At 71.4% G+C, this 13,068-nt stretch carries 15 protein-coding genes; 11 read left to right on the top strand and 4 right to left on the bottom strand.

Features of this window, described 5'->3' with window-relative positions; all coding sequences use genetic code 11:
- Positions 1–7 precede the first annotated feature (7 nt).
- Genes OG556_RS38940 through OG556_RS38895 form a run of 10 tightly spaced genes read left to right on the top strand, consistent with a single transcriptional unit; the run spans position 8 to position 7,249 of the window.
- Complete coding sequence (locus OG556_RS38940) at positions 8–571, top strand: SUMF1/EgtB/PvdO family nonheme iron enzyme (protein WP_331745109.1); 564 nt, start codon at positions 8–10, stop codon at positions 569–571.
- Complete coding sequence (locus OG556_RS38935; protein WP_331745107.1) at positions 568–1,011, top strand: hypothetical protein; 444 nt, start codon at positions 568–570, stop codon at positions 1,009–1,011. The genes OG556_RS38940 and OG556_RS38935 overlap by 4 nt, the downstream gene beginning before the upstream one ends.
- A complete protein-coding gene (locus tag OG556_RS38930; protein WP_371523136.1) occupies positions 996–2,045 on the top strand; it encodes a glycosyltransferase family 2 protein in 1,050 nt (349 codons plus the stop codon). The genes OG556_RS38935 and OG556_RS38930 overlap by 16 nt, the downstream gene beginning before the upstream one ends.
- Positions 2,042–2,989 (top strand): radical SAM protein, encoded by a 948-nt coding sequence (locus tag OG556_RS38925; RefSeq protein ID WP_331745103.1) that lies wholly within the window; start codon positions 2,042–2,044, stop codon positions 2,987–2,989. The genes OG556_RS38930 and OG556_RS38925 overlap by 4 nt, the downstream gene beginning before the upstream one ends.
- Positions 2,986–3,543 carry a phosphoribosyltransferase gene (locus OG556_RS38920; RefSeq protein WP_331745101.1) on the top strand — a complete coding sequence of 186 codons (558 nt, stop codon included), beginning with the start codon at positions 2,986–2,988 and terminating at the stop codon, positions 3,541–3,543. Before OG556_RS38925 ends, OG556_RS38920 begins: the two co-directional genes overlap by 4 nt.
- Positions 3,540–4,673, top strand: a complete 1,134-nt coding sequence (locus tag OG556_RS38915) for a glycosyltransferase family 4 protein (protein WP_331745100.1) — start codon at positions 3,540–3,542, stop codon at positions 4,671–4,673. Before OG556_RS38920 ends, OG556_RS38915 begins: the two co-directional genes overlap by 4 nt.
- The gene (locus OG556_RS38910) at positions 4,673–5,536 is read left to right on the top strand and encodes a 5'-3' exonuclease H3TH domain-containing protein (protein WP_331745098.1); all 864 of its coding nucleotides are present in this window, start codon (positions 4,673–4,675) and stop codon (positions 5,534–5,536) included. Before OG556_RS38915 ends, OG556_RS38910 begins: the two co-directional genes overlap by 1 nt.
- Entirely contained in the window at positions 5,533–6,150 is a 618-nt protein-coding gene (locus OG556_RS38905) for a PIG-L family deacetylase (RefSeq protein WP_331745096.1), read from the top strand. The genes OG556_RS38910 and OG556_RS38905 overlap by 4 nt, the downstream gene beginning before the upstream one ends.
- A 51-nt stretch (positions 6,151–6,201) precedes the next feature.
- Positions 6,202–6,792, top strand: coding sequence for a GTP cyclohydrolase I FolE (gene folE, locus OG556_RS38900; protein WP_331745094.1), 591 nt, complete (start codon positions 6,202–6,204; stop codon positions 6,790–6,792).
- Positions 6,793–6,826: 34 nt separating this feature from the next.
- Complete coding sequence (locus OG556_RS38895) at positions 6,827–7,249, top strand: hypothetical protein (protein WP_331745092.1); 423 nt, start codon at positions 6,827–6,829, stop codon at positions 7,247–7,249.
- A gap of 147 nt (positions 7,250–7,396) precedes the next feature.
- On the opposite strand, the gene OG556_RS38890 is transcribed toward OG556_RS38895, so the two are convergent.
- From OG556_RS38890 to OG556_RS38875, 4 genes are all read right to left on the bottom strand, one after another.
- Complete coding sequence (locus OG556_RS38890) at positions 7,397–8,119, bottom strand: class I SAM-dependent methyltransferase (RefSeq protein ID WP_371523135.1); 723 nt, start codon at positions 8,117–8,119, stop codon at positions 7,397–7,399.
- Positions 8,120–8,379: 260 nt separating this feature from the next.
- The gene (locus OG556_RS38885; RefSeq protein WP_331745088.1) at positions 8,380–8,976 is read right to left on the bottom strand and encodes a leucine-rich repeat domain-containing protein; all 597 of its coding nucleotides are present in this window, start codon (positions 8,974–8,976) and stop codon (positions 8,380–8,382) included.
- A 278-nt stretch (positions 8,977–9,254) separates the two neighbouring features.
- Positions 9,255–10,658 (bottom strand): SMI1/KNR4 family protein, encoded by a 1,404-nt coding sequence (locus tag OG556_RS38880; RefSeq protein WP_331745489.1) that lies wholly within the window; start codon positions 10,656–10,658, stop codon positions 9,255–9,257.
- 171 nt (positions 10,659–10,829) lie between these two features.
- Positions 10,830–11,459 carry a TetR family transcriptional regulator gene (locus tag OG556_RS38875; protein WP_331745085.1) on the bottom strand — a complete coding sequence of 210 codons (630 nt, stop codon included), beginning with the start codon at positions 11,457–11,459 and terminating at the stop codon, positions 10,830–10,832.
- Between the two features lie 68 nt (positions 11,460–11,527).
- On the opposite strand from OG556_RS38875, the gene OG556_RS38870 reads away from it, so the two are divergent.
- Positions 11,528–13,051: an FAD-dependent monooxygenase gene (locus tag OG556_RS38870; protein WP_331745083.1), complete on the top strand. Its 1,524-nt coding sequence runs from the start codon at positions 11,528–11,530 to the stop codon at positions 13,049–13,051.
- Positions 13,052–13,068: the final 17 nt, after the last annotated feature.

The raw sequence follows: 13,068 nt of genomic DNA, 5'->3' as shown, positions 1-13,068 counted from the left end.
GACAGCGATGACGACGAACCTGGCCGGCCACGCACTCGTGTGGGTGCCTGTGCCGGGCGGTGTGTGCCTGTTCGGCGACCGGCAGAAGCCATTGCGGGTGGTCGACCTGGAATGGACGGCGACGCCCGTCACGCCCGCCCAGCTCGGGCTCGCCCCGGACCACCGGCCGCTGGTCGGGGTCGCCCACGCGCAGGCGGCCCGGATCGCCGCCGACCTGGGCGGCCGACTGCCGCTGTCGAAGGAATGGGAGTGGGCGGCCTCCGGCACCGAACGCCGCCGGTACCCGTGGGGCGAGGAGGAGCCGGCCGAGGGACGGGCGAACCTGCGCGACTCCTGCGGACGGCTCACCCCGGTCAGCTCCCACCCCCAGGGTCGGACCCCGACCGGCCTGTGGGACATGGCGGGCAATTGCTGGGAGTGGACCGCCTCGAACACCATCGGCGATGGTTTCGTGATTCGCGGCGGTTCCTACAACTCCCTGCCGCTGTACGCCCGGTGCACGTTCCTGAACGCCGCACCGGCCGAGTCGACCTCGGCGGGCATCGGCTTCCGGGTGGTGCGAGCGGCGTGATCGGCGACCTCGTGATCGCGGGCTGCTCGCGCCGCAAGGCGCCGGGGACCGGCCTCCTGCCCGCCCTGAAGCGGTACGCCGGAGGCATCGCCCCTCAGCTGAACGCCCGCTTCGCCGCTTACCCGCAAGCCCGCAGCCGGATCCGCTTCCTGTCCGCCGCCTACGGCCTGGTCCATGCGGACGACCTGATCGCCTCGTACGACCAGCGTCTCGGCTCCGACCGGGTCGAGGGGCTGCGCCTGATCGTGGACAGGCAGCTGCGGCGCGACTTCGCCGCCAATGGTGTCCCCCAACGGGTGCTGCTGGTCCTCGAACCCGACTACCTGGTCCTGCTCGCCGATCTCCTGGCCCTGCCGGAGCGCCCAGCTCTGCACTGGATCTCCGACCCTCGCGGCTGGCCCCAGGCCGCCGCCGTGCTCGACGAATGGAGGTGGCCGTGATGCGCAGCCTTGCGGACACGCTCAAGACCCTGGCCAACGCCCACCGGTACTTCACGACCGGGTTCACCACACGCACCAGTCTGGGCTGGCACCAGCCGACCCCTGCGTGTGCCGCCACCGGCCGGGCGCTGTCGGTCGTGATTCCGGCCCGCAATACCGCCTACGCCTTGCCGTCGGTACTGGACGCGCTAGCTGCCCAGCAGCACGCCGCCGACGTAGAGGTGATCCTGGTGGACGACGCCTCCACGGACGCGACGTTCGACATCGCCCGCCGCCACCCGGCGGTCACCACCGCGGTGCGCCTGGCTGAGCGGCGCGGCTCGGCGGCGGCGCGCAACACCGGTGCCCGCCTCGCCCAGGCTCCGACCGTCCTGTTCGTCGACGCGGACATAGTGCTGCCTTCGCACGTTTTCGCCGACGTCGCGGCGCGTGCCGCTGGCGACACCGTGCTGACCGGGTTTCGGCACAACGTCACCTACCAAGCGTTGCCCTGCGGCGGGCCGCTGCTGCCTGAGGGGCCTCCGCTCCTCGCGGCCGATCACCGCGTCACCTGGACGCCTCCGGTGGGCAAGGCACTACCGTACTCGGGCATCACGCTCACCGAGGAACTGGACGGGCGCCCGCTGGATGCCACCAACGACTTCCAGAACCTCGGGTACGGGCGGTTCTACTACGACTGGGACCTGCCGAGGATGGCCGTCACCGCGCTGCTCGCCGTTCCGCGCGAGCAGCTGGTGGACGTCGGCGGCTTCGACGAGGAATTCGGAGCGCGGGGCTGGGGCATGGAGGACACCCACCTCGGTGCGGCCCTGATCGCCACCGGATGCCTCGTCATCCCGCTGCGTCAAGCCGTCGGCTTCCACCTCGACCCGCCGGACGCCGCCGCCCAGTGGCAGACCAAGCTCGCCTCCTGGCCCGCAACACTCGCCCACTACCGCCACCTGCTCTCGCTGCCAACACCCACCGGGCGCGATCACGCCTTCGCCACCGCCGCCGACAAGCACCTGACAGACGCTGAGGTGATCACCCGATGATCCGCGCATTCGCCGTAGCCACATTCGACAGCACCACCGTCGTGCACGACCCGGCGGTCGGCACCAACCACCTTCCGCCCCAGCCGATCCCCGCCGGCTGCATCGCCTTGGACGACCAGCAGGTGGCCGCCTGGCCCGAGGCCGCCCCCTCCACGCTCGCGCTCGAATACCCGCTGAGCATGTGCTGGTCTCCGATCGTGCGCTGCAACCTGGACTGCCCGCAGTGCCTCGACGACAAGAGCGTGCGCGAGTCCACCGCGGCCGAGCGGCGCATTCTCGCCGGCCACATCGCCGCCTCGGGGATCCTGGGCGTGGACATCTCCGGCGGCGAGCCGCTGCTGCTGCGTGACCTGCCCGACCTCGCCCTCGCGATCCGCCGCCAGGGCACCAGCGTGGTCAGCTGCACCACCAACGGCTGGCACCTCGCCCGCCGCGCCGAGGAACTCGCCGACGCCCTCGACGCGATCCGCGTCTCCCTCGACGGCGCCACCGAGGCCACCCACGACACCTGGCGCGGCCAGGACAGCTACCGGCGCGCCGTCGCGGGCATCCGCGCCGCCGTCGACGAAGGCCTGTTCGTCCAGCTCCAGATGGTCCTCATGCAGTCCAACAAGCACGAGGCCCAGGAATTGCTGGACCGCGCCGCCCAACTCGGCGCCGGCGGAGTGACCTTCCTCCAGATGCTCCCCATCGGCTCCGGCGCCGCCCTCGCCGCCGAACAGATGCTCACCGACGAGCAGGCCCAGGAGACCGTCGCTCCGCTCACCGTCCCCGACGGCGTCCGGGTCCGGCTGCGCACCCGCACCAGCGCGGGCGGCTTCACCGTCCTGCGCGCCGACGGCTACGCCTGGCGCAACACCCGAGGCGCCACTGGCATCTCCGCGTCCGTCCCCGTCACCGGACCGGCCGACCTGTGCCTGCCCACCTCCGGGAGCACCTCGTGACCGACACCCCCTACGCCGAGCGGCGGGTATTCGCACAACGCGTGCCGTTTGCCCCGACGAACTACCAGTGCTTCGACGCGGCCCGGATGATCGCCGAGTCCGTCGTCGGGATCGACCAGGATGTCTCCTGCGTGATCGGCATCGCCTCCGGCGGGATCAAACCGGCCCGCCTCATGGCCGACTACCTCAAGGTGCCCTTCCACTCCGTCACCGCCAAGCACAACAAGAGCGACGCGCCGTTTCAGCAGGCCACCGGCAAGGTCGAGGTCCTGTTCGCGGACGCGCTGCCCGAGCGCTTCACCGGGACGGTACTCCTCGTCGACGACATCGCCGGCACCGGAGCGACGTTTGCCGCCGTCGCCGATGCGCTGAGCCACCGGCTCGACGACGACGCCGAGATCATGACGGCGGCGCTGTTCCGCAACCAAGGCTGTATGCATAAGCCCGATCGGTGGGCCTGGACCGTCAACGACTGGGTCGTTTTTCCCTGGGAGACACCGCACCACGGCCAGACCCACCCCGTCCCGACGCTGCGGTGGGTGAGCGCCCGGTGATCACCCGCCCCGCCGCCCGCGGTGTCCTGCTGGTCCTCATCTCCTGGACCCCGGACGCCCCGGCCGGCATCGAACGCGCGACGGCCGCGCTGGCCCTCGGCCTCGCCCAGAACGGCCACCGGCCCGTCATCGCCACCGCCGCACCCCAGCCCGAAAGCCCCGACCTCCCCGGCGTCACCATCGCTCGGCTTCGCCTCGACGACGTGCACTTCCCCTGCGACGACGACATGTTGCGCCGGGCCATCATTTACCAGGACACCACGCTGACCCGGCAGATCCGGGACCTGGTGACCGAGCACCGCATCGACACCGTCCTGTTCACCGACGCGCTGTGGGGGCTCGGCCGCCTGCGCGGCGACATCCCCGGCCACGTCCGCCGAACCCTCGCCGCCCACGTCAAGCCGCACCCCCTCGACGCCGGGCCCGCGCTCGCCCGCGCCAGCCGTGTCCTCGTGCCCTCTGCGGTCGTCCGCGACGAGCTGGCCGGCTGGGACCCACGCAACCTCCGCGTCGTCCCCAACGCGCTCCTACCCGACCCCGCCGTGGTCCCACCCACGCCGTCCCGGCGAGAGGAGCTGCGCCGCAGCGGCCCGGTGCGCATTCTCGCACGGCTCGGGCCTGAGAAAGGCGTGCTCGACCTGCTGAAGGCCGCCTCCGGATGGAGCCGACCGATCGAAGTGGCCCTCGCCGAGGCCGGATTCGAGGCCAACGCAGGGTCGCAGTCCAAGCTCCTCAACAGCTGCCGCAAGGCGGCCGCCCGCGCCCCGGGTGTCCACCTCCGCGGAGCGCTGGCCTGGGACGAGGTACTGCCCTGGCTCGCCGGAGCCGCCGTGGTGATCGTCCCCAGCCACAAGGAGACCTTCGGCCTGGTGGCGCTGGAGGCGATGAGCGTCGGCACCCCCGTCGTCGCCTACCGAGTCGGCAACCTGCCCGCCCTCATCGGCCCGACCGGCCACGGCGACCACCTCCTCGTCGACCACGACGAAGGCCCGGCCGCCCTCCACAGGGCGACACAAAGCCTTCTGGAAGATGACATACTGTACGCCGCGACTACACAGACCGTGTATCGGCGAGCGGCCCAGTTCAAGCCCCGCCGAATCGCTGACTTCTTCCTGGAAGCGGTGTCGTGATGCCCGAAACCCCAGCAACCCCTGCCCCGTTGCTGCTCGTCGACGGATTCAACCTACTGTGGGCCGGCACCTTCGGCTTCCCCGCACCGATCCACTCCCGCGACAAGAGCCGCGAATTGACCGGCCTGTTCGCCTTCTTCGCCCTGCTGCGCGCCGCAATCCGTGACGATGTCGACGTCGTGGAGCCCGAGGTCCTGGTCGTCTTCGACGGCGAGCACGGCTCCGCCGAGCGCACGGCCACCGACCAGGAGTACAAGGCGAACCGGGAGGCGACACCAGAGGCGCTCAAGCCGCTGCAGTTCCTCGCGCCGGTCAAGGACGGCCTGGACGCGCACGGGATCCGGTGGGCCGAGGTCGAGAACGCCGAGGCCGACGACGTCATCTCCACCCTCGCCACCCAGACGGCGGCCTCCCGGCCGGTCCTGATCATGTCGCGGGACATGGACTTCTACCAGCTCCTCGACGATCGCGTACGCATCCTCAACCGCTCCCGGAAGTCGGCCCAGCGGATCATCACCGCCGACGAGGTCGTCACCCGGTACGGTGTCACCCCCGCCCAGTGGCCGGCCTTCCGCGCCCTGACCGGCGACAAGTCCGACAACATCCCCGGTGTACATGGCGTCGGCCCAAAGGCCGCCTCCGCCCTGCTGCATGACGGCATGCGGCTGCGCGACCTGCCCGGCTCCGGACGACTGACCGGCGCCAAGGGCACCGCGATCACCACAGCCTGGGCCGACGTGCTGCGCTGGGAGGCGATGATCACGGTGCGCCGCGACCTGGACGTGCCCATCGCCCCCAGCGGCCAGGCGAGCCCCCAGCTGCCGAAGCCCGCCGAGGTCGTCGAGAAGCTCGGGCTGTGGTGACCGGTTCCGTACCGGGCTCGGTCCTGGCCGCCTTCGCGCACCCCGACGACGCCGAGCTGTGGGCCGGCGCCACCCTCGCCCTCCACGCCAAGTACGCCGCCGTCACCATCGCCGTCCCGCACCGCGACGAAGTCCGCGACGCCGAGGCCCGCAAGGGCGCCGCCGCCCTCGGCGCCGACCTGCACCACGCACCCCGGCTCGACCACGCCTCCGTGCAGCAACTACTGCTGGAAAAGCGGCCGGACATCGTCATCACCCATCCGCTGGGCGACGTTCACCCCGAGCACCGGGCGGTGGCTGCCGTCGTGCTCGGGGCCGTCCCCGAGCCCCGGATCGCCACTGGCAGTCCGAACCGCTTCTACACCTGCGACACCTACAACTCCCTCACCCTCGACGGACCGGTGCACGCCGACGTGATCGTGGACGCCACCGCGACCTTCGACACCAAGATGGCCGCGCTGCGCGAGCACGCGAGCCAACCGATCGAGCAGCACTTCGGGCCCATGGCCGAGAACCTCGGCCGACTCTGGGGCGCCCGCATCGGAACCCGGTACGCGGAGGCGTTCACCGCCGTGCCGATCCTCGGCTGCCTGCCGGGCGCCACCCACCTCTGACGCTTGGCTCCAGCAGCCCCTGTACCGTCAACTCACCCCAAGGGGACGACCATGACGTCCATACCCGAGCAATCCACGCGCCGGCCCGTCGACCGTCCGCGCGTCGAAGCGCTCGCCCGCGAGCTACTGCTCGCCCTCGGAGAAGACCCCGACCGCGACGGCCTCAAGGACACGCCCCGCCGGTTCGCCGACTGGTGGACCGAATTCCTCGACCACGACCCCGGCAGGCTCAACACCACCTTCCAGACACGCCAGTACGGCGACTTCGTCCTACTGACCGGCATCGAGGCATGGAGCATGTGCGAACACCACCTGCTCCCCTTCCGCCTCGACGTCTCCATCGCCTACGTACCGAACACCGACGTCCTCGGCCTGTCCAAGCTCGTACGGTACTTGGAGGCCCACACCCACGCCCTCCAGCTCCAGGAGCGCATCACCCACGACGTCGCCCACGACCTCGCCAAGGCCGCCGGCACCGACGACGTCGCCGTCTTCACCGTCGGCGATCACCTGTGCATGAGCATGCGCGGCGTCAAGGCCGCCACGGTCCGCACTACCACCATGTGCCGGCTCGGCCGCACCGAGAGCGACCCCGACCTGGCCACCCGAATCGAACGCCTCGCGCTCCCCGTCCGCGCGTAACCGCCTCCCGCCCTCAACGCACCAGGAACCGATCTTGCCTGTCCACACCTTCACCCTCACGGCCTCACTGGGCACCGACACGGCTGCGGCCGAGGTCTGGCAGCAGCTGAAGGCCTCTCCGCCCGTCGGCTGCACCTACGACTCCGAGGTCTTCACCCAGACCCCCGGACTGCGCTGCGAGCGTGAGGCACCCACCCGGTTGGAGGGCGTCTTCGCCGTCGTCGGCGAGGTCCACACCACCCACAGCCTCCTCCTCGACGACCTGGGAGTGGAGAAGCTCTCCGAGTGGATCGGCGACGGTGAGGACAAGCCCGACAGCCTCTCCGGGATCCATGCGCACGACACCGCCGCGCAAGCCCTGCTCCTGGCGATCGACCGACTTCGGCGTCTCGGCCACAGCGCCGACGGCATCAAGGCTTTCACGGACCTGGTCCTCGGCAGACCTCGCACCACCTGATCACCAGGCCATGGACATACCGGCGTTGCCAAAACCAGCTCATCCGCCCGAATCGATGCCACGCTGAAGAAACTTCAGCAGGCCCTCCGGGAAGTAACCCGCGTCAACGCTTCCAGGGCTGCTCACGGCGCTGCCTGTGTGGGTCCCTCAAGAGCTGGTCAGCCACAGCGCTTTGTACTGGATCTCGGGGTGCCGGTGGTCTGCTGTGGTGAAGCCAGCCGGCCTGTGGCCGAAAGATCTGAGCAGGTCCTGCACTGTGTTCTGGTCTCGTTCCTCGTTGTAGACGCCGATGATCAATCGGCCGCTCGGGGCGACGACCTGGTTCAGCAGATGGGCCACATACGCACCGCACAGGTCTGCCGGCACATAGTCCAGACCAGTGCGGACGGCATCGAAGCGACGCGGCGGCTTCCAGCCCATCGCGTTGGCGGTCCAGATCCGATGCGCCCACTGCGGGCAGCGGGTTCGGGGGAGGTCGGCGAGGGCCGCGGAGATCTCCACTCCGTACGGTTCGATGACGGTCCCGGCCTCGGCGGCCCAGTCGGTCAGGCTCTCCATCAGGTGCCCGTTGGCGCATCCGACATCGAGGAAGGTTCCGCCGTGGGGCGGGAGCAGGTCGACGAGCAGACCTCGGGCTTCTCGCCAACGTGTCTCGTCGCCGCTGTGGCCCGACTGGGCCCGCGGATTGCCGCCGTTGAGGTAAGCCGGTTCGATGACGTTCAGGACAGCGGCGTGCCACTCGGTGCCCGTGATCTCGCCCACCTGGTAGGCGTCGTCGATGGGCACCAGATCTCGCCAGCCTCGCTCCTTCGCACTCGCGATGTCCTCAGCTTCGTGACCGCCCGGAGGGCGTCGCGTGGTGGGGACCATGCCTGATCCTTCCCTGTTCGGTGACGATGGTGCGATGGCAATACGGCTGACGTTCAGCCCTCGGCCCCCGCCTGCTGAAGCACCTCGCACGACCCAGCACCTCCACCGACTGACCGTCCGTACCCTGCCGGCCCTCCGACCACCGGAGTTGCTGCTGTCATGGCCACCACCCTCCCGCCCTCGCGGAAGTGACAGCGGCACCCCAGCAAGGCCGCCTCACCATCCCAGGCACCGGAGGTGCTCAGGGCTGCTGGGACTTCTCACCACTCGGCCGCCGGCTGGACGACGGTGGGGCCGCCGCGGTGGACCGTGGCGACATGTTCGCGGGCCGGGGCGGGCAGCGCGTCGACACACGTCCGGGAGCAGGCGTTGACCAGCAGGGGCAGGACGTCGGTGGCGACCGGAAGGGAGATCCACACCTGCCACAGGTCCGCGAGCTCGACGTGCCGTGCGCAGATACTGCAGGACCGGACCGCCTCCGCTCCCCAGATGTTGGGATCCAGGCGCTCGGGATCGTGCCGTGCCGCGTCCGGCGTTCTCGGCGCGAGCGACGGGAAGTGCGGGCGGTACTTGGAGTTGCCGTACAACGCACGGCTGCTGACGGTGCTGCGGACCAGCTTCGGGCACCGCGTCAGCTCGTACGGGAGCCAGTGCAGGCGGTGGGAGGTATACGGGGTGAACTCCTCCAGACTCTCCATCGCACCGATCTCCGGCGGGATCCGGACCAGGTTGCTGCCGTACAGCACCAGGTGCCGGACAGCGGTGAGCTTCGCGACGGTCGGTGGCAGGGTGATGACCTGGCGCCGTTCCTCGGCGGTGAGTTCGACCAAGGGCTTGAACACTTCGCGGCCGTCCACAGCCGCCTCTTCGATCAGGGCAAGGAGTCGCAACCAGCCCGGCGCCTCAGTGTCCTGGCGTTCAGGATGGAACGCCACGGGCGGCTGCGGAGTCGACTCGCCCGTCCCCAGGCACGCACACCGATCCCGATCCGCCGTCTGTCCGGCCGGGCCTACGGCCTCCGCCCAACAGTTCCCGAAAACGCGCGGATCCCCACCCTCACTCATGATCCGTACCCTATCTTCCGTCCCATGGCGGCACGAGGCCTGGCAGCGTCCCCCAGGTGTGGCAGGCACGGCTACGGCAGGGGGCCGAGGTCGCCTTCGATGACGGTCTCCATGATCAGGGGGCGTTCCCAGAGGGTGAGGAGTTCGTTCGCGAGGGCCATGATCGGGCGCAGGTCGTGGTCGCTCGGGGCCTCGATGGCGGCGGCCGACAGGCCGCGCGGGACGGCGCCGGCGTCGAGGAGGCGGCGCCAGTCCTCCGGGGTCAGCTCAAGGAACTCCAGTCCGGTCAGCCGGGCGACCTCCCGGGGGTCGGTGAGCGCGCCGGGGCCGGCGTAGAGGGTGCGGAGCCGGGGCAGCCCGACGAGAGGGGTCAGACTGACCGGTTCGCCGCGCCACCCTCCGAGGGTCAGGACCTCCAGGTCGGGGTGGGCCGCCGCCACAATGCTGTCGGGGGCCTCGCCGTGGAGCCTCGCCACCACTGACGTCAGGTTCCGGCTCCCGCCGGAGTACCAGCTCCGGTCCGGGTCCCGCACCAGGTCGGTGAGGGACTCGGCGAGCAGGCAGGCGCCGACGCTCCGCTCGTGGTCGAGGACGATGAGCTGCCCTATGTGGCCGCCAGGACCGGGGGTCAGGTCGACGACCACCAGGTCCCCGCCGCCGGTGTCGCCGATGACGATCCACCCGGGCGAACCGACCAGGTCCTGCACGGCGGCGTCGGGCGAGGTCACGCACGCCTCCGTCGCCGCGTGCTCCCAACGGAACGAGGAGCGCGAGCGGTCGGCGATGACGAGCCCGTCCAGGGAGTTCAGCTCGAAGCCGAGCGCGTCGCCGACGCGGTCGGACGCCTCCCAGCGTGCCTCGGCGTCCTCGTCGTTCTCCGTGTGTTCCCACCACCGCGCGGCGGTCACCCGGTAGAGCACCTTGATCTCCTCGGGCAGCGCCACACCCAGGCGGGCCTCCGCGGCGGCGATCTCCTTCTCGGTGGCGCCGGTCTCGTCGGGCATCCGCTCGCGCAGCGTCCGCTCCAGCGCCGCCAGGTCCACGGACGGCGCCGGCCTCGCCCCGGGCACCGGCTCGGGCAGGCGCCGCCACGGCTCGGGCACCGCGCCCTCGACCAGCGTGAGCGCGCCCGGGTGGGCGTTGCCGATGCCCGGGTCGACGGCCCGACCGTGGTCGAACAGATGGAGCACCGCCTGCCCGCTCGGCGGGATCTCCGCGGCGAAGGCGACATCGCCGATCCCGGCCTCGGTGAGCGCGGCCCGGACGCGGTCGATCGCGTCGTGCACCTCCTGGTTGTCGGACACCAGCATGGCTCGCCCGGGCCCCGGGAACCGCATCCTCACCGGCACGCTCCACCCCTGCCTGCCGATCAGCCCCGCCACCTCGCTGCCCGGCACGGCGAGCGCCTGCGCGTGGTCCGTCCGCAGGAGCCGCAGCAGGGGCTCCCAGGTCGCGAAGTCGTGCAGCGAGGACAGCGAAGACGACGGGGACGACGACGGGAGCAACGAGGGCCTCCAGCAGATCCGGTGATCACGGCAGTGGCGATTATGACGCTCACCACCGACAGCCCGGCCGGCCCGGCCAACGGGAACGGCCGCACCGCGCCGCACCGGACGCCGAAAGCACCTGGTCACCGCACCCGGGCCCTACCCGTGCTGCCCCAGTCCGTCGCGCAGCAGGGCGAAGGCCCGCTCGGCGGCGCGGACGGCCTCCGGGTAGTGGTCGTCGGCGGACGTGCCGTCGGCGAGGCGTTCCTGGTTCATGACCGCCAGTTCCCGCTGCACCACGATCACCTGGGTGGCGACGAGACGGGCGTCGAGCGGGTCGACGCCGGCCTCCAGCAGCGCCTCGGCCAGCTCGTCGCTGCCGCGTGCCGCGTAGCGGATCATCCGTGCCGCCAGGCTCTCGGTCTGGACGATCATGCGGAGGAAGGCCATCACCTCCGGGTCGTCGCACAGGCCGGTGTTCGGGTCGCGGCGCGCCAGGCCGTCGAGCACGGCCGCGCGCAGCGCCTCCAGCGGCGGCTGACCGGCCGGCCGGGCGCGCACCGTCCAGGCCGCTTCGTTCTCGTGGTCGGCGAACCGCTGGAGTACGAGGTCTTCTTTCGTCGGGAAGTACGCGAAGAGGGTCCGGCGGGAGACCTCCGCCGCCTCCGCGATCTCGGTGATCGAGACCTGGTCGAAGCCCCGGTCGAGGAAGAGGCGGATCGCCGTCGCCGCGATCGTCTCCCGGGTGCGTTCCTTCTTGCGTTCCCGCAGGCCCATCTGCTGATTCATGCACTCAGTCTACCTTGTGGTAGACTGAGTGCAGAATTGCACCCAGTTCCGTCTTTCGGGAGGTCATCGTGCGAACCGAGGTCATCGTGGTGGGGGCGGGCCCGACCGGGCTGATGCTGGCCTACGAGCTGACGCTGGCCGGAGTGCCGGCCGTCGTCGTCGAGAAGCAGCGCACGCCCAGCACCCAGTCCCGGGCGGGCGGGCTCCAGCCGCGCACCGCCGAAGTGCTCGACCTGCGCGGGCTGCTGGAGCCGCTGCTCGCGCAGGGGCCGTCCGACAAGACCACCGGCGGGCACTTCGCCACCCTGCCGGTCGAGCTGGACTGCCGGCCCTGGCGCACCCGGTACCCCCACCCGGTCAACGTTCCGCAGGTCCGGCTGGAGGCCCACCTCGAACGGCTCCTCGGCGAGCAGGGCGTGCCCGTGCTCCGCGGCCACGAGGTGACGGCGGTCGCGCAGGACGCGGAGGGGGTCACGGTCGCGTGGCACGCGGACGGCGCCCCGGGCGGCGGTGGCGCCCCCGACGGCGGTGAGGCCCGCGGCGACGGCGAGACCCGGGGCGGCGACGGCGAGATCCGCGGCCGCTACCTCGTCGCGTGCGACGGCGGGCACAGCACGGTCCGCCGGCTGCTGGGCGTCCCCTTCCCCGGCCGGGAGCGCCGGATGTCCGCCGTGGCGGCGGACCTCACCCTCGCCTCCCGGTCCGAGGCGGTCCCCACCGAGCGCAAGCACTTCAGCCAGTACACCCGCGTGGGCGGCGGCTTCCACTCGATCCTGCACCCCATCGGCCCGGACCTGTACCGGATGCTGTTCGGCAAGCTCTCCGGACAGGGCCCGGACCGCGAGACGCCGGTCTCGGCCGACGAGGTCCGCGAGGCGCTGCACGCCGTGTACGGCCCCGACACCGAACTGGGCGAACTGCGCGCCGCCTCCCGGTTCGGCGACGCCGTCCGCCAGGTCGAGCGCTACCGCGAGGGCCGGGTGTTCTTCGCCGGGGACGCGGCGCACATCCACATGCCGATCGGCGGCCAGGGCGTGAACCTGGGCCTCCAGGACGCGGTCAACCTGGGCTGGAAGCTCGCCGCCGCGATCCGCGGCTGGGCGCCCGACGGCCTGCTCGACAGCTACCACGAGGAGCGGCACCCCGTCGCCGCGCGCGTGCTGCGCCACACCCGGGCCCAGGCCGTGATCATGAACCCCGGCCGGGACGAGGAGCTCGGCACGGTCCGCGAGCTCGTGACCGAGCTGCTGGGCCTGCCCGACACCAACCGGTACGTCTCCGGCATGATGTCCGGCCTGGACCTCCGGTACCCCGGCGTCGGCCCCCGGCTGATCGACCTGGACCTGACCACCGAGGACGGCCCGACCCGGGCGAGTCGGCTGATGTGCTCCGGCCGGGGCCTGCTGCTCTCCCTCGACGGCAGGCGGCGGTCGGTCGGCGACCGGTCCGACCGGGTCGAGCACGTCATGGCGAAGACCGACGAGGACGTGGACGGCGCCGGCGCCCTCCTGGTCCGCCCCGACGGCTACCTCGCCTGGACCGACACCGACGGCACGCCGCTCGACACGGCCCTCGCCCGCTGGTTCGGCTGAGGCCCCGGCGGGTTCGT

The sequence above is a fragment of the Kitasatospora sp. NBC_01300 genome, assembly GCF_041435235.1.
Taxonomy (GTDB): Bacteria; Actinomycetota; Actinomycetes; order Streptomycetales; family Streptomycetaceae; genus Kitasatospora.
Note: the sequence above shows the minus strand (reverse complement) of the source record. Positions and strands in the feature narration are given on the sequence as shown.

Coding starts and splice junctions, on each gene's coding strand:
- folE (WP_331745094.1), top strand. CDS start 6,202: ATGACGTCCATACCCGAGCAATCCACGCGCCGGCCCGTCGACCGTCCG.
- OG556_RS38910 (WP_331745098.1), top strand. CDS start 4,673: ATGCCCGAAACCCCAGCAACCCCTGCCCCGTTGCTGCTCGTCGACGGA.
- OG556_RS38940 (WP_331745109.1), top strand. CDS start 8: ATGACGACGAACCTGGCCGGCCACGCACTCGTGTGGGTGCCTGTGCCG.
- OG556_RS38930 (WP_371523136.1), top strand. CDS start 996: ATGGAGGTGGCCGTGATGCGCAGCCTTGCGGACACGCTCAAGACCCTG.
- OG556_RS38925 (WP_331745103.1), top strand. CDS start 2,042: ATGATCCGCGCATTCGCCGTAGCCACATTCGACAGCACCACCGTCGTG.
- OG556_RS38875 (WP_331745085.1), bottom strand. CDS start 11,459: ATGAATCAGCAGATGGGCCTGCGGGAACGCAAGAAGGAACGCACCCGG.
- OG556_RS38890 (WP_371523135.1), bottom strand. CDS start 8,119: ATGGTCCCCACCACGCGACGCCCTCCGGGCGGTCACGAAGCTGAGGAC.